Genomic DNA, 19430 nt, shown 5'->3' on the forward strand with positions numbered 1-19430 from the left:
GGCATCCGGCTTCACACCGGCTGACCTGGGCCTTAGTCGTGTCCTGGGACTGGTGGGCGCGGACGGTTTCGAACCGCCGACATCCGCCTTGTAAGGGCGGCGCTCTACCACTGAGCTACGCGCCCAGGACGAGTCGACAGCCTACATTGCCCGAGGCCCTGTCCCGCAAACCCGTATCCGGGGCCCGGGCGGGGGGTTATCCCCACCCCTGATCGGGGAGCGGACCGGATCCCGCGCGCGGCCGCCGCTCCGTACGGTCGAAGGACGTCGAAGGGCATCGGCGGACGTCCGCGGACGTCCGCGGGCGTCGGCGGCACGCGGCCCGACGGGCCAAGCGCACGTCGCCGTTCTTATCAGGGGCCTACCAGGGGCTTACCAGGGGGAGATTCGCATGACTCGCACCGCCCGTACTACACAGGCCCGTTCCACCCGGCGCACCCTACGCGCCCGCACCCTGCGCCCCCGCAGCCGCCGCACCCGGATCGTGGCCGCCTCCGCCGTGGTCGTGGCGCTCGTCGCGACGGCCACCGCCTGTGGGGCCGACGCCGGGGACGACAAGGATCCGGATCACCGTTCCTTCGCGCTCCAGGGCCGCACGCTCACCATCGACTCGGACGACTCGGCGCTCGACCTGGTGGTCGCGGACTCCGCGGCGGCCGACAAGGTGGAGGTCACCCGGTGGTTCAAGGGGCACGTCGTCGTCGGCGGGGACCCGCGGGCGACCTGGTCCATGAAGGACGACCGGCTCGTCCTGCGGATGAAGTGCTCGGGCGTGGTTTCCGACTGCGCGGCCAGGCACCGGATCGAGGTGCCGCGCGGGGTCGCCGTCACCGTGAAGGACAGCGACGGACGCGTGACGGCGCAAGGTTTCAAGGAGGCGCTCGCCATTCGTACGTCGGACGGCGCCGTCCGCGTGACGGAGTCCTCGGGCCCGCTGGACCTGGTCACCGACGACGGTTCGGTCACCGCGCTCGGCGTCGGCTCGCGCCGCGTGAAGGCCAACACGCAGGACGGCTCCGTACGGCTCGAACTCGGCGTCGTACCGGACCTGGTGGAGTCGCGCAGCAAGGACGGCTCCATCACCATCGGGCTCCCCCACGACACCTACCGGGTGACCACCGAGACCGGCGACGGCGCCGTCCGGGTGTCGGTGCCCCGGAACGACTCCAGCTCCCATGTGGTTTCCGCCCGGACCGACGACGGGAAGGTCACCGTGCGAACCGCGAACTGACCGGCCCGTGTGTTCGTCCCTATCGGGTGGGAGAATGACACCGGGCAGGGCGGACCACAGCACGGGAGAGGGATGTGACGGCGACACCTTCGCAGCCGTACACGCCGTTTGTGCCATGCGCGCAGCGAGTACGTCGCCCTCAGAGGCCCCGGGCCGGCCGCGCCGCCGGCCCTTCGCGTGCGGCTCGTGACGCGCTGGCCCTGATGGCCCTTCCGCTGCTCGCCGCGCTCGCGCTGCCCGCCGCCTTCGCCGGCGGCGGTACCCGGCGCTGGTTCGGCGGGCGCTCCGAGAGCCAGCGGGCCGAGGCACAGGCAGCGAAGGACGCCGCCGCGGCCGCCTTCTACGAGCTGGACACCGCCCAGCGCGATCTGCGGATCTCGATAGAGACGATCACCGCGGTCGACGACTCCCCCGCGGCCCGCCGCGCGGTCGCCGACTTCGACGCGCTGGGCCGGCGCATCGACGAGGCCAGTCACCAGTACATCGAAGCGGTCGACGCCCACGACCTCGACCGGGACGGCCTGGAGGCGTCGGCCGCCGCGCAGGCCCGCACCGAGCTGACCGCCGCCAAGGACCAGCTGGGCCGGGTCAAGCAGGAGCTGGACCGGTTCACCCAGGGGCTCGGGCCGCTGCTCGGCAAGGCCGAGACCCAGCTGGCCCGGCTCGCACCGGCTGTCGAGCGCGCCCGCCAGGCCCTGCTCGCCGCCTCGAACGCCCTCGATGCCGTACGCGGCTCGGGGCTGAAGGCCGACGACCTCGCCGCCCGGCTCGCCACCCTCGGTCCCGAGCTGACCAAGCTCAACCAGGGCGCCGGCCAGCACGGCGTACCGGAGACGCTGGAGCGCGCCGAGCGGGTCGCCCGCGAGGCCGAGGCCGTACGGGCGGAGGCCGAGCGGCTGCCCGAGCGGGCCGCCGAGATCGACCATCGGCTGGTCTCGCTGCGCACCCGCGCGCAGGCCCTGACCACCCGCTCCGGGCAGGTCGAGCCGGTGCTGAGCGAGCTGCGCCGCCGGTTCGCCGCCGCCTGCTGGCAGGACCTCCAGCACGTACCGGACCAGGCCGAGGAGAACGTACGGCAGGCCGAGCTGAAGCTGAAGGAGGCGCGGGCCGCGCGCGACGAGCAGCGCTGGCCGGACGCGACCTCCCTGCTGTCCACGGTCCGGGCGCTGCTGAACCACACCGACGAGGCCGTCTCGGCCGCGGGCGACCGGCTGCAGCGGCTGAACGCGGTCGCGAAGGACCCGCAGCAGGAGATCGACCGCACCCGCTTCGCGATCCGCGACGCCCAGCGCCTCGCCATGAGCGGCCGCAGCACCCCCGACCCGCGGCACGCCGGGCCGCTGGACGACTCGGTGGCGCGCCTCGACCGCGCCGTCGCCACGCTGGAGGGCCGCCATCCCGACTACTGGCACTTCCTGACGGAGACGGAGGCCGTCCGCCGGACGGTCACACGCGTGGTCACACAGATCCGGGAGGAGCGGGGTTCCGGGGCCTGAGCCCGGGAGCGCGGGGTTCCGGGGCACCGGAGCCCAGGAACGGGGTCCCCCGGGCGCCTCAGCCCCAGAACACCGATCCCGGGGCGCCTAGGGGCGCCAGAGCCGGAAGCCCCGGCCACCGGCTCCCCTCCGTGCGGGAACGTGCGGGAACGTGCGAAAGCGTGCGGGAACGTGCGAAAGCGTGCGGGAACGTGCGAAAGCGTGCGGGAGCAGGGCCGTCGCCCGGTTCCACCGGGTTCCGCGCGCCTTGATGTTGCCGGTCCGGGCCCGGCGGGCGGATCCTGAAGACGACGTACGGGAAGTCTCCGTACGGGAAGAGTTCGTACGGCAAGAGTTCGTACGGGAAGACCGCGTACGGGAAGCCTTCGTACCGTACGTACGACCTCCGCCAGTGGCAGAGGGAGGCGGACATGGCCACTCACGTACTTCATCCGGAGTCGAGACGGCGTATCCGACTGGACGAGCATCTGCCGGTCGACCACCGGCTCAGCAAGTTCTACCGGGTCGGCGCGGGTCTCATGGGCCTCGTGCTGCTCGCTTTCGGCATCCTGGGCCTGATCGACAAGGTCGGCTTCTTCGACACCCGTGGGGACACCGTCGCGGGGCTGAACACCAACGGCACGCTCAGCGTTCTGTCGATCTGCGTCGGTCTGCTGCTCTTCGCCGGCATGGTCATCGGCGGGAACTTCGCCTCGACACTCAACATGATCGCCGGCGTCGTCTTCATCCTCAGCGGCTTCGTGAACCTGGCGCTGCTCGACACCGACGCGAACTTCCTCGCCTTCCGGATCCAGAACGTGCTGTTCAGCTTTGTGGTCGGCGTGATGCTGATGTTCTTCGGCATGTACGGGAGAGTCGGCTCGGCCCTGCCGCACGACAACCCGTACTGGCGCTCCCGCCATCCGGAGCAGGCCGAGGCCGAGGAGCGGACGCACGGCCGGATCCACGGGGCCCAGCGGGCGGGGTTCGCCGGGCAGCTGCCCGGGAGCACGCACGACGACTCCGGGCCGGGGCGCGGCCGAGGCTCCGGCTGACCCTCGCCGCCGACGAGGGCGCCCGTTAACCTGTGCGTATGCCTCGCTACGAGTACCGCTGCCGGACCTGCGGCGACACCTTTGAACTGAGCCGTCCGATGGCGGCGTCCTCGGCTCCCGCGGACTGCCCCGCCGGCCACGACGACACGGTGAAGCTCCTGTCGACCGTGGCCGTCGGCGGCTCGGCCTCGGCTCCGGCGCCGGCGCCCCGCGGGGGCGGCGGAGGCGGGGGCGGCTGCTGCGGCGGGGGCTGCTGCGGCTGATCAACCGGGGGCCGTCCGGTGAGAAAGCTCGGGGGCCATCCGCTGAGAAAGCCCCACGCGCCCCCTACGCCTCCCTGACCTCCCTGACCTCCCGCAGGAATTCGCGCAGGATCCGCTCCCCGGCGAGTACCCCTCGCTCGGGCAGTGCGGTGATCGCGGGTGCCGTCCAGTCGGCCTCGGCGAGTTCGCCGTGGCCGGGGCGCCAGCCGCGGTCGGCCGCGAGCAGCAGATCCGCGTCGAGGAGCGAGTCACCGGCGGCGAGCGTGCGGACCGCGCCGGTACGGCGGGCCAGTTCACGCACGGCCGCGCTCTTGGTGAGCGGCTTGGGTACGGCGTAAATCTTGCGTCCCTGGAGGGAGACGGTCCAGCCGCGGTTCTCGGCCCAGACGGCGAGTTCCTTCACCCACTCCTCGGGGAGCAGCTCGCGCTCGACGACGAGATACGCGAACAGGTCCTCGGCGACCCGGTGTTTGCGGACCCAGACCGGGTCGGCGGTGGCGGCCAGATGCTCGCGCACCTCGGTGAGGGAGGCGCACTCGCTCGCCAGCCGCGCCGTCACCTGGGCATACCAGTCGGGGTCGGAGACACCGTCGACGAGCAGGTGGCCGCCGTTGGCGCAGATCGCGTACTTCGGCGGGGGACCCGGCAGGTTGATGCGCTGGTACTGCTTGCGCGTGCGGGTCGTCGTCGGCACGAAGAGTGCGGTGTCGCCGAGTTCGGTGAGGAGCCCGGCGGCCGTTTCGGTCAGGTACGACAGGGGCTTGCTCTCGTGCACCTCGACGCAGAGCAGCCGGGGAGCGCGTGCGTCGGGCATGGTGAGCGCGAGGGCGGCGGCGGAGTAGATGAGCGTGCGGTCGAGGTCGCTGGCGACGAGCACCTTGGGCGCGGACATCAGACCGTCACCGCCTTGCCGTCGGCGCCGGTCGCCCCGCGGGTGAACTTGGGGTGGATCAACCCCACGCAGGTGTACGGGAGTTCGCCGACCTCCTCGACGGGGACGCCGCGCTGTTCGGCGAGGAGCCGCACATGGTCGAGGTCGGCGCCGGCCCCGGCGCGGGCGAGAATCTTCCAGGGGACCCGGCGCAGCAGGACGCGGGTGGTCTCGCCGACCCCGGGCTTGACGAGGTTCACGTCGTGGATGCCGTACTCCTCGCTGATCCGCTCGACGGCGGCCCAGCCCTCCCAGGTGGGGGCGCGGTCGGCGGCGAGCAGTTCCTTGGCCTGTGCGTCGACTGCGTCGGAGACCTCGGGGAAGTGGGCGGAGACGGCGTCCAGGAAGGCGACGGAGACATCGGTGCCGGCGAGTTCGCGGTAGAACTTCGCGCCGTGGAAGTCGTGTTCGCCGACCAGGTCGGCACGGAGGACCGTGCGTGAAATCAGCCCCGAGACCGTCGAGTTGAGGCAGGCGGAGGGGATGAGGAAGTCCTCGCGGGTGCCGTAGGTGCGGACGCAGGAGCCGGGGTCGGCGAGGACGGCGATCTCCGGGTCGAAGCCGGTGATGCCGTCGGATGCCTCGAACTCCTGGACGGCCTGGGTGAGTTCGCGGGTGATCGCACCCTTGCCGGTCCAGCCGTCGACGAAGACGACGTCGGCGGGGTCGTGGTGGGCGGCCAGCCAGCGCAGCGCGTTGGCGTCGATGCCCCGGCCGCGCACGATGGACACCGCGTAGTGCGGGAGGTCGAGGCCGTGGCGGTGCCGGGCCCAGCGGCGCATCAGGACGCCGACGGGCGTGCCCGCGCGGGCGAGCGAGACGAGGACGGGTCTCGGTGACCGCTCGGCGAGCACCAGCTCGGTGACCGCGCCGACGGCCTGGGCGATCCGGGCCGCGGAGGTGTCCAGGGCCGCCTGGAAGAGCTGCTGGTACTGCTCGGTCGGCTGGTACTCCACGGGCAGCGACTCCGCGTAGTGGGCGCCGCCGCTCTGGATCGCCTCCTCGCGCTCCTCGGTCGGCGCCTCCAGGTGCACGTCCGAGAGGTCCCGCAGCAGCCACCCGACCTCGTCCGGCGCGTAGGAGGAGAAGGCTGGGCCGCGGAGGGGCTCGGGGAGCATGAAGCGCCTTTCGGTGACGTCCGGCCGCAGGGCCGCGTGCGTACTGTCGTCCGGCCGCAGGGCCGCGTGCGTACTGTCGTCCGGCCGCAGGGCCGCGTGCGAGGTGTCCGGTCGTACGACCGCGGACGAGGCGCCCGGCTCCCCCGCCGCCCGCGCCGTACTCGCGGGCGCGTACGAAGGTACGACGGCGAGCAGAACCGTCGGCGTGTGGGCCGCGAGTTGCGCCAACAGGCCGTCGGGGGCGTGCAGTTCGGGGGTGTCGGCAGCCGAGTCGACGACGGCGAGGACGGCGTCGAAGCCGGCGCCCGCCACGTTGTACGCGTACCGCTCGCCGGGGCCGTCGTCCGGGTGGTCGTGGGCGGGGAAGACGAGGCGGCTGCGTATCGCGTAGCCGGGGTCGTCGACGGCGAGGACGGGCGAGCGGGTGGTGGTGGAGAACCGCACCTCGGCGTCCACGGCCTGCTCCAGCTCGCGGGCGAGCCGCAGCGGCGCGTACATCAGCTCTTCGAAGCCGAGTACGAGGACGCGCCGCGCCCCTTCCGGGAGCGCGTCGGTGACCCGGGCCGCCATGGCGGGGAGCGCGCCCTCCAGCCGTATGCGGTGCTCGGGCGTGAAGCCGTGCCGGCCGCCGTCGGGCACGCCGTCCGGCCAGCCGAGCTCGACGCGGGTGACCGGTCCGGCGTGCGGCTGAACGAGGGGCACGGCCGAGTCGGACTCATGCCCGGCCACCGGCCCCCGCTCGTACGCGGCGACCAGCGCCTGCCCCTTCTCCAGGACGCCGTCCGGGAGCTTCACCGTGCCGGACGCCGCCGTGACCAGGTCGACGCGCGCGCCGATCTCACGGGCGAACTCCGCCAGGCGCCCCAGGTCGGCGGGGGAGCGCATGTCGACCAGGGCCACGACGACGTACCGCTCGCGCGGGAAGCGCTCGTGCAGGGCGCGGATCGTGTTGAGGACCGTGTTGCCGGTGGAGAACTCGTCGTCGACGAGGACGAGCGGGCCGGCGCCCGACAGCAGCCGCGGGTTCTCGGGCAGCAGCAGATGCGAGGTCGCGTGGGAGTGGGACTCCTCGAAGCCGCCGGCCTGGGCGACTCCGGGAACCCGGCGGCGGGTGGAGTGGAGGTAGGGCGCGAGGCCGACGCCGTCCGCCACCGAGTGGCCGAGGCCGGTGGCCGTCTCCGCGTAGCCGAGGACCACCGCGGCGCGGGCTTCGTCGGTGCCGAGCAGGTCGCGCACCCGGCGGCCGAGCGTGAACCCGTACCCGTGGACCACGGTCGGTGACTGCGGCACATGCTTGCCGAGCACGTTCGAGACGAGCAGATGGGCCCGCTTGGGGTTGCGCCGCAGCGCCAGCCCCAGCAGGTCGCTCAGCTTCTCGTCACCGACGAGTTCGACACCGAGCCGCCGCGCGACCCAGGTCCCCGTCCACACCACGTTGCTCATCGATTCCTTGCTGGTCGTCCGGCCCGGGGGCCGGTTGTTCGATAGGTCGGCCGGACGGGCCGGCCCGTCCCCGCCTCAGGCCGGAAGGCCCGCGGCGAGCAGCTCCACGAAGCCGATGTCCTCGTTGGCGACGCCGAAGACCTCGGCGCGCTGGAGGGTGCGCTCGGCCCAGGCGCGGTGCGGCTTCACCTCGTTCATCTTGTTCGTGTACGCGGACCGCAGGACACCCCCGCCGCACCGCTCGGGCCGGAGGATGTCCTGGGCGTCGCTGAACTCTTCGTGACTGACGACGGACAGTGCGTGCACGGGCAGTACGTGCGAGGGGTGGATGCAGGTCTTGCCCATCAGGCCGTTGGCGCGGTCGAGGGCGATCTCGCGCAGCAGCCCGTCCATGTCGTGCTCGATCAGTGCGGCACGCAGGTCCTCGGCCTCCGGGGTGAAGGGGCTGCGGCGCAGCTGCGGCTTGAACATGCGCTCCTGGACCCGGAAGTACTCCCACACGGGCCCGGTGACGGTGAATCCGGTGCCGTCGGACCGGCCCAGCACGTTCACCACGTCGGCGATCACGGAGGCCACGATCTGCACGTCGTACGCCGTCATGTCGGGCGCTCTGCGCAGTCCGTACGCGGAGCAGAAGTCGGTGACACCGAGCCGCAGCGCGAGGACTCTCTCGCGGTACTTGTCGACCGTGCGGGAGATGCCCTCCAGGGTCTCCCGGCGGGACTCCAGGTAGAGCAGGCCGGGCGATTCGAGGACGGGCATGGCGAAAAGCCGCCGTCCGCTCGCCGCCTCCGCGGACGTGAGCGCCTCCATGAAGGGGACGCCTCGCTCCTCGGTGAACTTCGGCAGGACGAATCCGGACAGCAGCCGGGCGGCGGGGCCGAGCCGGTCGACGAGGTCCGGGATCTGCTCGGGGGCGCGGACCCGCACGAACAGCAGCGGGAGCTCCGCGCCCGGCCGGCCGGCGAGGTCGGTGAACTGGCGGACCAGGTTCTCCTCGGCGTCCGCGACCTCCGCGTCGTCGATCGAGTCCTCCAGGCACAGGACCATGGAGATCACACCGCGTCCGCTCTGCTTGACGATGTCGTCGGCCAGCTGCGGCCGGGTCGCCGGGCTGTAGAGGGTGGCGCCGAGGGCCGCGGCGAGGACGCGCGCCGGGGACTGAGCCGTGAAGACGCCCGGCTCCTGGTGGAAGAGACGCTGTCGCTCTTCAGGGGCTATGTGCCCGAAATGACGCATGAGACTCCCCCGTGGCGGCTAGGCGGCCTGACGTGATGTGGCCGGTAATAGTACGTAGATTCCTATGTCAAGAGTTCCCACCGGGCATGAAGTTCTGGTAACTCAGCCGTGTCCGGCACACGCCCTTCCTGTGCGGGCACCGAGTACCCCGCATTGTCGTGACCAGCCGCGAGAGGGCAGGATGACCGCATGACGCACGCGATGCTGAAGGGGTCGAACGTCCCGCTGGACGCCACAGCAGTACGGGCGGTGCTGCGCTGGACGCCGGGGCAGGGCGTACCGGACGTCGATGCCTCGGCGCTGCTCCTCGGTCCCGACGGTCGTGTGCGATCCGACGAGGACTTCGTCTTCTACAACCAGCCCCGGCACCCGTCGGCCAAGGTCTGGCGGCTCGGCAAGAAGCGGGTCGCCGAGGGCCTCACCGACACGATCCAGACGGATCTGGCGGGTGTCGAGTCCGCTGTCGGACAGATTCTGCTGGTCGCTTCGGCTGACGGCGTCACCTTCGACCGCGTACGCGATCTGCGCATCCTGCTGTACGACGCGACGGTCGCGGACGGTGAACCGCTGACCTGTTTCGACATCAAGCCGGAGACCGGCGCGGAGACGGCGCTGATCTGCGGGGAGCTCTACCGCCGCGGCGAGGGGTGGAAGTTCCGGGCGCTCGGCGAGGGCTATTCGAACGGCCTGCAGGGCCTGGCGACCGACTTCGGCATCTCGGTGGACGAGTCGGAGACCACCGAGCCGACCCCGCCCGACGGCACCTGGGCGACGCCCCCTGCCACCCCGGAAGGCACCTGGTCCGCGCCCGCCGGCCCGCCCGAGACCTCGGTGCCGCTGCCTCCCGAGCAGCCCGCACCGGTGCCGCAGCAGGCCTCCCAGCCCGCCTACGGCTATCCCCCGGAGCCCGCACCGGGGCCGTACGGCTATCCGGAGCCCGCGGGCCGGCCCCCGAACCAGCCGGCCTACGGCTATCCGCAGCCCCAGACGGCGGCCGTCGAGCCGCCCGCCTACGGCTATCCGCAGCCCGTGGGCACGCTGCCGGACCCGGAATTCCGGCTGCCGCCTCAAGGGCCGCAGTTCATCGGACGCTGAGCCGCGCACGGCAGCGGGCGGCGGCTCAGCGGTCGGCCTTCGACTTGTAGCCCCGCCCCCACTGCAGGCCCCACCCGTAGAGACGGTCGAGCTCGGCCTGGAAGCCGTACACGAACTTCACCTCGCGGCGGACGGTCAGCTCGCCCTTGTTGTTCTCGATCATCACGACCGCGCAGGAGCGGGCCTGCGGGTGGCGCTCGTCGAGGCCGATCTCGATGCGCGGGCCGTTGCTCGGATAGAGGGTGACGATGGCGTGCGTACGGTCGAAGGCCGGCGTCTGGTCGTAGATGTAGACGAAGACCAGCAGCCGTTTGATGTCGTCGCGGTGGTCGAGATTGACGAAGATCGTCTCGCCGGAACCCGAGCCGAAGCGGTCGTCGCCGCTGAGCTTCACGAACGGCGGCGCGTTGAGTTCGCCGAAGAAGCCGCCCAGCGGCTGGACGACGCCCTTGGTGCCGTCCGCGAGCTCGTACATGCAGCCGAGGTCGAGGTCGACGTTGACCATGCTCTGGGTGTGCGCCTGGACCACTTCGGGCTTGAACGCCTGGAAGGGGTGGCGCAGCAGGCTGCCGCGCTCGGGCCCGCCTATGTCGGAGGTGCGCATCCGCCAGGACAGGTTGATGCGCAGGTTGCCGGTGGCGGCGCCCTGTTTGGTGAGTGAGACCTGACGGTGGCGCTTGGTCAGCTCGATGGCGTTGGTCGACGCGCTGCCCGAGTCGAAGTCCGCCGAGCGTCCGCGCCAGAGGTCTTCCCAGAATCCCATTCCGCCCCCCACGTGCCTAGATATGCGGCGGGGCGGCCGCGAGGATTCGTCCTCACGGCCGCCCCGTTCAGAGCGTTCCGCACCCGGGCCCGGTTCACACCGAAGAGTCGGCGCCCTGTGGCGAGCGGGCCGAAGGGGCGCGCCGGTGTCGAGGGCGCGAGCGCGCGGAGTGCCCGCCGAAGGAGGGTCGAGCACGGTCGCGCCCTTTCGACACCGGCTTTGCCGCCCCGGAGGCGAACCGAGCCTGAAAAAGAGGGGCTGTTTCAGACCCCGGACGAGACCTCAGCCTTCTCGTCCGAGGCTTCCCCTTTTCCCTCGGCTTCCGCCAGCGCCTTGTTGCGGCGTACCGACGACCAGAAGGACCAGGCGATCAGGACCACGCCGACGAGGCCCGTGATGACCTCGTGGATCTGGTACTGGATGGTGACGAGCAGGATCACGGCGAGGGCGCCGATCGCGTAGTGCGCGCCGTGCTCCAGGTAGACGTAGTCGTCGAGGGTGCCCTGGCGGACCAGGTAGACCGTGAGCGACCGGACGTACATCGCGCCGATGCCGAGGCCGAGGGCCATCAGGACGATGTCGTTGGTGACGGCGAAGGCACCGATCACGCCGTCGAAGGAGAAGGACGCGTCCAGCACTTCCAGGTAGAGGAACATGAAGAACGCGGCCTGGCCGGCGAGGACGATGGCCGGCTTCTTCTTGCCGGACCGCTGGGCCTCCTCCTCCGCCTCGTGCTCGCGCTCCTCCTCTTCCTCGAGCTTGTCCTCGAAGTAGCCGGAGAGACCGCCGACGACCATGTACGTGATCAGGCCCGCGATGCCGGAGATGAGGACCGTCTGCGCCTTGTCGACGTGCGCGCCGCCGTGCTGGTGGGCGTGGGTCGCGAAGGTGAACGCGGTGACCAGCAGGACGACCAGGGCGATGCACACCGACAGCATGTCGACCTTGCCGAGCTTGGCCAGCGGCCGCTCGATCCAGCGCAGCCACTGGATGTCCCGGTCCTCGAAGATGAAGTCGAGGAAGATCATCAGCAGGAACATGCCACCGAAGGCCGCGATCGCCGGGTGGGCGTCGGTCACCAGCTGCTGGTACTGGTCCTTGTCGGTCAGCGCGAGGTTGACCGCCTCGATCGGGTTCTTCTTGGCGGTCACCGCCACGATGACGACAGGGAACACCAGTCGCATACCGAAGACGGCGATCAGCACACCGACCGTGAGGAAGATCTTCTGCCAGAAGGCAGACATCTTCTTCAGGATTCCGGCGTTGACCACCGCGTTGTCGAAGGACAGCGAGATTTCCAGGATGGAAAGGATCGCCACGATGCCGAGAGCGGTCCACCCCCCGTAGAAGCCCGCCGCGACCAAGCCGAGCGCGGTGACCGCAAACGACCAGCCGAAGGTTTTCAGAAGCACTGGCTACCCAATCGTGTATGTACGGGTCTCCCCCGCGCCGTACTCGGCTTTACCTAACGTTGACCACGAAGTGTAGAGCGCAGTCCCTCCGGCCGGCGCGGGCGGCCCCCACAAGCGCTAGGAGACGTTGACTCCGAAGTCCAGGGCGATGCCCCGCAACCCTGATGCGTACCCCTGGCCGACCGCGCGGAACTTCCATTCCGCGCCGTACCGGTAGACCTCGCCGAAGATCATCGCCGTTTCGGTGGACGCGTCCTCGCTGAGGTCGTATCGGGCGAGCTCCTGGCCGTCGGCCTGGTTGACGACGCGGATGAAGGCGTTGCTGACCTGGCCGAAGGTCTGGCCGCGGTTGTCGGCGTCGTGGATCGAGACCGGGAAGACGATCTTGTCCACGGTGGCGGGCACCTTGGAGAGGTCGATCAGGATCGACTCGTCGTCGCCCTCGCCCTCACCCGTGAGGTTGTCTCCGGTGTGCTCCACCGAGCCGTCCGGGCTCTTGAGCTGGTTGTAGAAGATGAACCACTCGTCACCGAGCACCCGGCCCGCGTTGCACAGCAGGGCGCTGGCGTCGAGGTCGAAGGGGGCTCCGGTGGTGGAGCGCGCGTCCCAGCCGAGCCCGACCATCACCTGAGTGAGGTTGGGTGCGGCCTTGGAGAGGGAGACATTGCCTCCCTTGGCGAGCGTGACGCCCATGATGCTGGTCCTCCCCGAGGTCTTACTTCAGTTGTCCAGCGGTCCGCCGCCGCTGTCGAGCGCGTCCGGCGCCGCACTGGATGAAGTGCGGCGCCGGACGGGTGAGCCAGAGGCCACAGGGCCTGCCGTCGGCTCAGACGTTCACGCCGAAGTCCTGCGCGATACCGCGCAGGCCCGAGGCATAGCCCTGGCCGATGGCACGGAACTTCCACTCCGCACCATTGCGGTAGAGCTCGCCGAAGACCATGGCGGTCTCCGTCGAGGCGTCCTCGGAGAGGTCGTACCGCGCGATCTCGGCCTCGCCCGCCTGGTTCACCACGCGGATGAACGCGTTGCGGACCTGGCCGAACGACTGCTGGCGGTTCTCGGCGTCGTAGATCGAGACCGGGAAGACGATCTTGTCGACATCGGCCGGAACGGCGGCGAGGTTGACCTTGATCTGCTCGTCGTCGCCCTCGCCCTCACCGGTGGTGTTGTCGCCGGTGTGCTCGACCGAGCCGTCCGGGCTCTTCAGGTTGTTGAAGAACACGAAGTTGGCGTCACTGCTGACCTTGCCCTCCGCGTTCGTCAGGATGGCGCTGGCGTCGAGGTCGAAGTCGGTACCGGTGGTGGTGCGGATGTCCCACCCCAGACCGATGATGACCGCGGTCAGGCCCGGGGCCTCCTTCGACAGCGAAACGTTGCCGCCCTTGCTGAGGCTGACTCCCACGAGTCCTCCATTGGTGTTCAGGGGCGGGATGCCCCGACTGCGTTCGGTATCGGATCAACGTGTCGATCCTAGTGACGGGTTCCCGCACCCTGCAGGGCTTGGGGCCGAAGAATCACAGGGTGTCGAGCGCCTTCACGTAGTCATTCAGGTCGCGTGCGTCCGGCAGGCCGTTCACGACGGTCCACTGGACGACGCCTTCCTTGTCGATGATGAAGGTGCCGCGCACCGCGCAGCCCTTCTCCTCGTCGAAGACGCCGTACGCGCGCGAAGTGTTGCCGTGCGGCCAGAAGTCGGACAGCAGGGGGTACTCCAGGCCCTCCTGCTCGGCGAAGACGCGCAGGGTGTGGATGGAGTCGTTGGAGACGGCGAGCAGCTGGGTGTCACGGTCGGTGAACCTCGGCAGCTCGTCGCGCAGGGCGCACAGCTCACCGGTGCACACGCCGGTGAAAGCGAACGGGTAGAAGAGCAGCACCACGTTCTTCTCGCCGCGGAAGTCGGACAGCTTCACGGTGGCGCCGTGGTTGTCCTTGAGCTCGAATTCCGGGGCCTTGGTGCCGACCTCGATCGCCATAGTCACGCGTTTCCCTTCCAGGGGGCTGTTCGGGTGAGACCACCCTACGCAGCGGTCACCGCACGCCGTGCGGGTGGCGGCCGTGGGCACGCGCACGGGGAGGCCGGGACACAGAACGCCGTACGGGCCGAGGCTCGAAACGCCGTACGGGATGGGACGGGACGGGACGGGACGGGACGGGAAACGAAACGCCGGACGGGCTGAGAAACGTCTCTCAGCCCGTCCGGCGTTCGTGGACGAGGCCCTTCAGGCCGAATGTCCGAGGGTCCGGAAGCGGAAGCTCCCGGCAGAGGTGCCCGGCCCGACCCGGCGGGGCGTCACCGCTTCGACTTGGCCGCCTTGGGCGTGGCCAGCCGGCTGCCGCTCCAGTCCTTGCCCACACTGACGGTCTTCGTCTGGGACAGACCCGCGGTCGTCGCGGCTTCGGCGATGTCGCTGGCCTCGACGTAGCCGTCACGGCCCGTCTTCGGCGTCAGCAGCAGGATGGTGCCACCCTCTTCGATGTACGTGGTGGCGTCCACCAGGGCATCCGTCAGGTCGCCGTCCTCGTCGCGGAACCACAGCACCACGGCATCGGCGACGTCGTCGTACTCCTCGTCCACGAGCTCGGTGCCGATGACTTCCTCGATGGCCTCGCGGAGCTCCTGGTCGACGTCCTCGTCGTAGCCGATCTCCTGGACCACCTGCTCGGGCTGGAACCCCAGCCTCGCGGCAGGGTTCGTCCTCTCCTCCGCGTGGTCCGCGGTCGCGCTCACGGGTTGCCTCCTGATCATGTTCGGTTGGGGGTCTCCCCCGTCTCCGTCGGGAGCTGGGGGAAGTCTTCAGCCACGCGCGTGCGCGAAGCATTGGCCGTAGTCCACACGGGCGGGGCGGATCGCGCAAGTACCCGGCCGTCGAGACCGCCGAAACGGTGACGATCCTGGCCGTGTCGACGCAACTCCAGGCATGGAATCACAGCCCCGAGTGATGCACACCACACCTTTCTGCCCGGTTTGCGGAATTCGGAACCCTCCGAGGGTACGGGAGTCGAAAGGCTTTGCGGAACGCGAGAAGGGCTGGGCGTATCGTTGCGATTTGGCCGGGCCCGCCCCTCTGGGGCTGGACAAACGTCCTGATTACCCCGCAGTAGAGATGACGTTTCCGTTCCCGAGGTACACGATGGGGAACGGTGCAGACACCTGGAATACCAGCGAAAAATGGCCCTCTGACAGTGAAGGAACAGCGTGGCTTCCGGATCCGATCGCAACCCGATCATCATTGGCGGCCTTCCGAGTCAGGTTCCTGACTTTGATCCTGAAGAAACCCAGGAGTGGCTCGACTCCCTGGACGCCGCCGTCGACGAGCGTGGCCGGGAGCGGGCCCGCTACCTGATGCTGCGACTCATCGAGCGGGCCCGCGAGAAGCGCGTGGCCGTGCCCGAGATGCGCAGCACGGACTACGTCAACACCATCGCCACCAGGGACGAGCCCTTCTTCCCGGGCAACGAGGAGATCGAGCGCAAGGTCCTCAACGCGACCCGCTGGAACGCGGCCGTGATGGTGTCCAGGGCACAGCGCCCCGGCATCGGCGTCGGCGGCCACATCGCCACCTTCGCCTCCTCCGCCTCGCTCTACGACGTCGGCTTCAACCACTTCTTCCGCGGCAAGGACGAGGGCGACGGCGGCGACCAGATCTTCTTCCAGGGGCACGCGTCCCCCGGTATCTACGCCCGCGCGTTCCTCCTCGACCGGCTCTCCGAGCAGCAGCTCGACGCGTTCCGGCAGGAGAAGTCGAAGGCGCCGTACGGCCTGTCCTCGTACCCGCACCCGCGGCTGATGCCGGACTTCTGGGAATTCCCGACCGTGTCCATGGGCCTCGGCCCGCTCGGCGCGATCTTCCAGGCGCGGATGAACCGCTACATGGCGGCGCGCGATGTAGCGGACACCTCCAAGTCCCACGTCTGGGCGTTCCTCGGTGACGGCGAGATGGACGAGCCGGAGTCGCTCGGCCAGCTGTCGATCGCGGCGCGCGAGGGCCTGGACAACCTGACCTTCGTTGTCAACTGCAACCTCCAGCGGCTCGACGGCCCGGTGCGCGGCAACGGCAAGATCATCCAGGAGCTGGAGTCGCAGTTCCGGGGCGCCGGCTGGAACGTCATCAAGCTGGTCTGGGACCGCACCTGGGACCCGCTGCTCGCCCAGGACCGCGACGGTGTGCTGGTCAACCAGCTGAACACCACGCCGGACGGCCAGTTCCAGACGTACGCCACCGAGACCGGCGCGTACATCCGCGAGCACTTCTTCGGTCACGACCACCGGCTGCGCGCGATGGTCGAGAACATGACGGACGACCAGATCCTGCACCTGGGCCGCGGTGGTCACGACCACAAGAAGATCTTCGCGGCGTTCTCGGCGGCCAAGGAGCACAAGGGCCAGCCGACGGTGATCCTGGCGCAGACGGTCAAGGGCTGGACGCTCGGCCCGAACTTCGAGGGCCGCAACGCCACGCACCAGATGAAGAAGCTGACCGTCGCCGACCTCAAGGGGTTCCGCGACCGGCTGCACCTGCCGATCTCCGACAAGCAGCTGGAGGACGGCGCGCCGCCGTACTACCACCCGGGCCGCGACTCGGAGGAGATCCAGTACATGCACGACCGCCGCAAGGGCCTGGGCGGGTACGTCCCGACCCGCGTCGTGCGGTCGAAGCCGCTCGTGCTGCCCGAGGACAAGACGTACGCGAGCGTGAAGAAGGGCTCCGGTCAGCAGTCGATCGCCACGACCATGGCGTTTGTCCGCCTGCTCAAGGACCTCATGCGGGACAAGGAGATCGGCAAGCGGTTCGTGCTGATCGCGCCCGACGAGTACCGCACCTTCGGCATGGACTCGTTCTTCCCGAGTGCGAAGATCTACAACCCGCTCGGCCAGCAGTACGAGTCGGTGGACCGCGAACTGCTGCTCGCGTACAAGGAGTCGCCGACCGGGCAGATGCTGCACGACGGCATCTCCGAGGCGGGCTGTACGGCCTCGCTGATCGCCGCGGGTTCGGCGTACGCGACGCACGGCGAGCCGCTGATCCCGGTGTACGTCTTCTACTCGATGTTCGGATTCCAGCGCACCGGCGACCAGTTCTGGCAGATGGCCGACCAGTTGGCGCGCGGTTTCGTCCTCGGTGCGACCGCCGGCCGTACGACCCTGACCGGTGAGGGTCTGCAGCACGCGGACGGCCACTCGCAGCTGCTCGCCTCGACCAACCCGGGCTGTGTCGCGTACGACCCGGCGTACGGCTTCGAGATCGCGCACATCGTGCAGGACGGTCTGCGCCGGATGTACGGCTCCTCCGAGGAGCACCCGCACGGCGAGGACGTCTTCTACTACCTCACGGTCTACAACGAGCCGATCCAGCACCCGGCCGAGCCGGAGAACGTGGACGTCGAGGGCATCCTCAAGGGCATCCACCGCTTCTCCGCAGGGACCGCGGGGACGATTCCGGCGCAGATCATGGCGTCGGGTGTCGCGGTCCCCTGGGCCGTCGAGGCCCAGCAGATCCTGGCCTCGGAGTGGAACGTCAAGGCGGACGTCTGGTCGGCGACCTCCTGGAACGAGCTGCGCCGCGAGGCGGTCGACGTGGAGCGGCACAACCTGCTCCACCCGGAGGAGGAGCAGCGCGTCCCGTATGTGACGCGCAAGCTGTCGGGCACCGAAGGTCCGTTCGTGGCGGTCTCCGACTGGATGCGCTCGGTCCCCGACCAGATCGCGCGCTGGGTACCGGGCACGTACCAGTCCCTGGGCGCGGACGGCTTCGGCTTCGCGGACACGCGCGGCGCGGCCCGGCGCTTCTTCCACATCGACGCGCAGTCGATCGTGGTCGCGGTGCTGACCGAGCTGGCGCGCGAGGGCAAGGTCGACCGGTCGGTCCTGAAGCAGGCGATCGACCGCTACCAGCTGCTCGACGTGACGGCGGCCGACCCGGGCGCGGCGGGCGGCGACGCGTAGCGCTCCGCGCGAGTACCGGCGCTCTTCGAGGCCGGTGATTGTCTGCGGGGGCGTGGGGGCTGGTCGCGCAGTTCCCCGCGCCCCTGGCGGGGCGCCTCGGTCGGGCGCGTCCGTGGGGCGTTGTTTTCTACGATGCGCGTATGAAGGATGAATCGGCGCAGGGGCGTTGGGAACGGCTCAGTCAGCGGCCTCTGCTGGCGCTCGCGGTGGCGTTCGCCGTCGCCTATGCCGTGCCGATCGTGGACAGCGACGCGAGCCGCTCGCTGACCACCGGGTGCACGGTGGTGGAGTGGGTGGTCTGGGGCGCGTTCGCCGCCGACTACGTCGTACGGCTGGCCCTGGTGCGGGACCGGCCGGCCTTCGTCCGCACCCACTGGCTGGACCTGTGCGCGGTGATCCTGCCGATCCTCCAGCCGCTGCGGCTGCTGCGGCTCGTCTCGACGCTGATGCTGGTGGGCCGCCGGGCGCGGATGGCCTCGCAGATCCGGCTCACCACATATGTCGCCGGCGCGGTGGTCGGGCTGCTGATGTTCGGCTCGCTCGCCGTGCTCTCGGTGGAGCGGAACTCACCCAACGGGAACATCAAGACGCTGGGCGACGCGGTGTGGTGGTCGTTCACGACGATGACCACGGTGGGGTACGGGGACCACGCCCCGACCACCGGTCTGGGCCGCGTCATCGCGGTCGGCCTGATGCTCTCCGGCATCGCACTGCTCGGTGTCGTCACCGCCAACATCGCCGCGTGGTTCATCGCGCGGTTCGAGAAGGACGACGTGGAGGAACGCCGGCAGACCGCCGCGATCGAGGCCCTCACGGACGAGGTACGCGCCCTGCGGGCGGAGCTCGCCGAGTTGTCCCGGGTGCCGCAGGCGGTACCGGGGCCGACCGAGCCCTCGCAGCCGGTGTAGCTTTCGCCGGCCCGACCCGGCGCCGGCCCGTTGCCGGGACCGGGCCGGGATCAGAGCAGTCCGTTGCCCATCGGCGACGTACCGGCCAGCCAGATGACGGCCAGCAGGGTGTCGATCGCGCCCAGGACCACGGCGATGAGCGCCGGGAGTGGGCGGGCGCCGCCCCAGCTGCGACCCATGCCGAGCCAGCCGCAGACGATCGCCACCGGGCCGAGGATGATCCCCAGCACGAAGAATCCGGCGACCGCGCAGATGACACCGACGATTCCGAGCGTCGCGCGATCCGGCCCGCTCCGTGACCACGTCCGGCCACGTGAGCGGGGGTACCTGCGCGTGCCGTTTCCGAAACCCGCCATCATCAACTCCTGAACTTCCAGACCGTGTCGGTCAGTTCGGGTTCGATGTGCGGGTACCCCCGATCCCCTCGCACAGACCTGTCGGGGGGGGGGGCCCCCCCCCGCCCCCCGCCCCCAGGGCCGCGGGGGGCAACATGGGGGGGGGGGCTGAAACAACGATAACAATGGACACGCCCACACCGGCGCGCGGGAAGGGC

The 19430-nt window shown here is 70.1% G+C and carries 17 protein-coding genes and 1 tRNA gene; 7 read left to right on the forward strand and 11 right to left on the reverse strand.

The genetic code is table 11. The features are described 5' to 3' along the window. Positions 1-50 precede the first annotated feature (50 nt). Positions 51-125 (reverse strand) — tRNA-Val (locus ACFVYF_RS03435). Between the two features lie 266 nt (positions 126-391). Here ACFVYF_RS03435 and ACFVYF_RS03440 point away from each other — a divergent pair. The 4 genes from ACFVYF_RS03440 to ACFVYF_RS03455 all read left to right on the forward strand — a co-directional run bounded on the left by ACFVYF_RS03440 (position 392) and on the right by ACFVYF_RS03455 (position 4024). Next, complete coding sequence (locus tag ACFVYF_RS03440; protein ID WP_389450029.1) at positions 392-1231, forward strand: DUF4097 family beta strand repeat-containing protein; 840 nt, start codon at positions 392-394, stop codon at positions 1229-1231. Between the two features lie 74 nt (positions 1232-1305). Continuing rightward, on the forward strand, positions 1306-2727 hold the full coding sequence (locus ACFVYF_RS03445) for a hypothetical protein (protein WP_389450032.1): 1422 nt from the start codon (positions 1306-1308) through the stop codon (positions 2725-2727). Positions 2728-3137: 410 nt separating this feature from the next. Then, positions 3138-3761 (forward strand): DUF4383 domain-containing protein, encoded by a 624-nt coding sequence (locus tag ACFVYF_RS03450; protein WP_389450035.1) that lies wholly within the window; start codon positions 3138-3140, stop codon positions 3759-3761. Positions 3762-3799: 38 nt separating this feature from the next. Further along, on the forward strand, positions 3800-4024 hold the full coding sequence (locus tag ACFVYF_RS03455) for a zinc ribbon domain-containing protein (RefSeq protein WP_389450038.1): 225 nt from the start codon (positions 3800-3802) through the stop codon (positions 4022-4024). Positions 4025-4088: 64 nt separating this feature from the next. Here ACFVYF_RS03455 and ACFVYF_RS03460 read toward each other — a convergent pair whose 3' ends face one another. From ACFVYF_RS03460 to ACFVYF_RS03470, 3 genes are all read right to left on the reverse strand, one after another. Beyond that, complete coding sequence (locus ACFVYF_RS03460; protein WP_389450041.1) at positions 4089-4916, reverse strand: HAD family hydrolase; 828 nt, start codon at positions 4914-4916, stop codon at positions 4089-4091. Further along, positions 4916-7516 carry a phosphoribosyltransferase gene (locus tag ACFVYF_RS03465; protein ID WP_389450043.1) on the reverse strand — a complete coding sequence of 867 codons (2601 nt, stop codon included), beginning with the start codon at positions 7514-7516 and terminating at the stop codon, positions 4916-4918. The genes ACFVYF_RS03460 and ACFVYF_RS03465 overlap by 1 nt, the downstream gene beginning before the upstream one ends. Positions 7517-7591: 75 nt before the next feature. After that, positions 7592-8755 carry an HpcH/HpaI aldolase/citrate lyase family protein gene (locus tag ACFVYF_RS03470; protein WP_389450046.1) on the reverse strand — a complete coding sequence of 388 codons (1164 nt, stop codon included), beginning with the start codon at positions 8753-8755 and terminating at the stop codon, positions 7592-7594. 189 nt (positions 8756-8944) lie between these two features. Here ACFVYF_RS03470 and ACFVYF_RS03475 point away from each other — a divergent pair, with 189 nt between their 5' ends. Continuing rightward, the gene (locus ACFVYF_RS03475) at positions 8945-9850 is read left to right on the forward strand and encodes a TerD family protein (protein ID WP_389450049.1); all 906 of its coding nucleotides are present in this window, start codon (positions 8945-8947) and stop codon (positions 9848-9850) included. A gap of 25 nt (positions 9851-9875) precedes the next feature. Here the strand turns inward: ACFVYF_RS03475 and ACFVYF_RS03480 are convergent, their stop codons facing one another. From ACFVYF_RS03480 to ACFVYF_RS03505, 6 genes are all read right to left on the reverse strand, one after another. Further along, the gene (locus tag ACFVYF_RS03480) at positions 9876-10613 is read right to left on the reverse strand and encodes a Tellurium resistance (protein WP_389450052.1); all 738 of its coding nucleotides are present in this window, start codon (positions 10611-10613) and stop codon (positions 9876-9878) included. A gap of 263 nt (positions 10614-10876) precedes the next feature. Continuing rightward, positions 10877-12025: a DUF475 domain-containing protein gene (locus tag ACFVYF_RS03485; protein ID WP_389450055.1), complete on the reverse strand. Its 1149-nt coding sequence runs from the start codon at positions 12023-12025 to the stop codon at positions 10877-10879. A gap of 117 nt (positions 12026-12142) precedes the next feature. Next, a complete protein-coding gene (locus ACFVYF_RS03490) occupies positions 12143-12718 on the reverse strand; it encodes a TerD family protein (protein WP_389450057.1) in 576 nt (191 codons plus the stop codon). A 133-nt stretch (positions 12719-12851) separates the two neighbouring features. Further along, the gene (locus ACFVYF_RS03495; protein ID WP_389450060.1) at positions 12852-13427 is read right to left on the reverse strand and encodes a TerD family protein; all 576 of its coding nucleotides are present in this window, start codon (positions 13425-13427) and stop codon (positions 12852-12854) included. A gap of 112 nt (positions 13428-13539) precedes the next feature. Beyond that, positions 13540-13998 (reverse strand): peroxiredoxin, encoded by a 459-nt coding sequence (locus ACFVYF_RS03500; protein ID WP_389450638.1) that lies wholly within the window; start codon positions 13996-13998, stop codon positions 13540-13542. Positions 13999-14315: 317 nt separating this feature from the next. After that, positions 14316-14753 carry a DUF3052 domain-containing protein gene (locus tag ACFVYF_RS03505; protein WP_383282988.1) on the reverse strand — a complete coding sequence of 146 codons (438 nt, stop codon included), beginning with the start codon at positions 14751-14753 and terminating at the stop codon, positions 14316-14318. 468 nt (positions 14754-15221) lie between these two features. Between ACFVYF_RS03505 and aceE the strand changes: the two genes are divergently transcribed. Beyond that, positions 15222-17969, forward strand: coding sequence for a pyruvate dehydrogenase (acetyl-transferring), homodimeric type (gene aceE, locus ACFVYF_RS03510; RefSeq protein ID WP_389450063.1), 2748 nt, complete (start codon positions 15222-15224; stop codon positions 17967-17969). Positions 17970-18109: 140 nt separating this feature from the next. Beyond that, positions 18110-18877 carry a potassium channel family protein gene (locus tag ACFVYF_RS03515; protein ID WP_389450066.1) on the forward strand — a complete coding sequence of 256 codons (768 nt, stop codon included), beginning with the start codon at positions 18110-18112 and terminating at the stop codon, positions 18875-18877. 50 nt (positions 18878-18927) lie between these two features. On the opposite strand, the gene ACFVYF_RS03520 is transcribed toward ACFVYF_RS03515, so the two are convergent. After that, on the reverse strand, positions 18928-19236 hold the full coding sequence (locus ACFVYF_RS03520) for a small hydrophobic protein (protein WP_389450069.1): 309 nt from the start codon (positions 19234-19236) through the stop codon (positions 18928-18930). Between the last annotated feature and the right edge of the window lie 194 nt (positions 19237-19430).

The sequence above is a fragment of the Streptomyces sp. NPDC058274 genome (genome assembly GCF_042881375.1).
Classification (GTDB): domain Bacteria; phylum Actinomycetota; class Actinomycetes; order Streptomycetales; family Streptomycetaceae; genus Streptomyces.

Bases quoted from the DNA above. Each gene is read 5' to 3' on its own strand.
- ACFVYF_RS03475 (WP_389450049.1), top strand. From the start codon at position 8,945: ATGACGCACGCGATGCTGAAGGGGTCGAACGTCCCGCTGGACGCCACA.
- ACFVYF_RS03470 (WP_389450046.1), bottom strand. From the start codon at position 8,755: ATGCGTCATTTCGGGCACATAGCCCCTGAAGAGCGACAGCGTCTCTTC.
- ACFVYF_RS03490 (WP_389450057.1), bottom strand. From the start codon at position 12,718: ATGGGCGTCACGCTCGCCAAGGGAGGCAATGTCTCCCTCTCCAAGGCC.
- ACFVYF_RS03450 (WP_389450035.1), top strand. From the start codon at position 3,138: ATGGCCACTCACGTACTTCATCCGGAGTCGAGACGGCGTATCCGACTG.
- ACFVYF_RS03515 (WP_389450066.1), top strand. From the start codon at position 18,110: ATGAAGGATGAATCGGCGCAGGGGCGTTGGGAACGGCTCAGTCAGCGG.
- ACFVYF_RS03460 (WP_389450041.1), bottom strand. From the start codon at position 4,916: ATGTCCGCGCCCAAGGTGCTCGTCGCCAGCGACCTCGACCGCACGCTC.
- ACFVYF_RS03455 (WP_389450038.1), top strand. From the start codon at position 3,800: ATGCCTCGCTACGAGTACCGCTGCCGGACCTGCGGCGACACCTTTGAA.
- ACFVYF_RS03440 (WP_389450029.1), top strand. From the start codon at position 392: ATGACTCGCACCGCCCGTACTACACAGGCCCGTTCCACCCGGCGCACC.
- ACFVYF_RS03480 (WP_389450052.1), bottom strand. From the start codon at position 10,613: ATGGGATTCTGGGAAGACCTCTGGCGCGGACGCTCGGCGGACTTCGAC.
- ACFVYF_RS03500 (WP_389450638.1), bottom strand. From the start codon at position 13,998: ATGGCGATCGAGGTCGGCACCAAGGCCCCGGAATTCGAGCTCAAGGAC.
- ACFVYF_RS03520 (WP_389450069.1), bottom strand. From the start codon at position 19,236: ATGATGGCGGGTTTCGGAAACGGCACGCGCAGGTACCCCCGCTCACGT.
- ACFVYF_RS03465 (WP_389450043.1), bottom strand. From the start codon at position 7,516: ATGAGCAACGTGGTGTGGACGGGGACCTGGGTCGCGCGGCGGCTCGGT.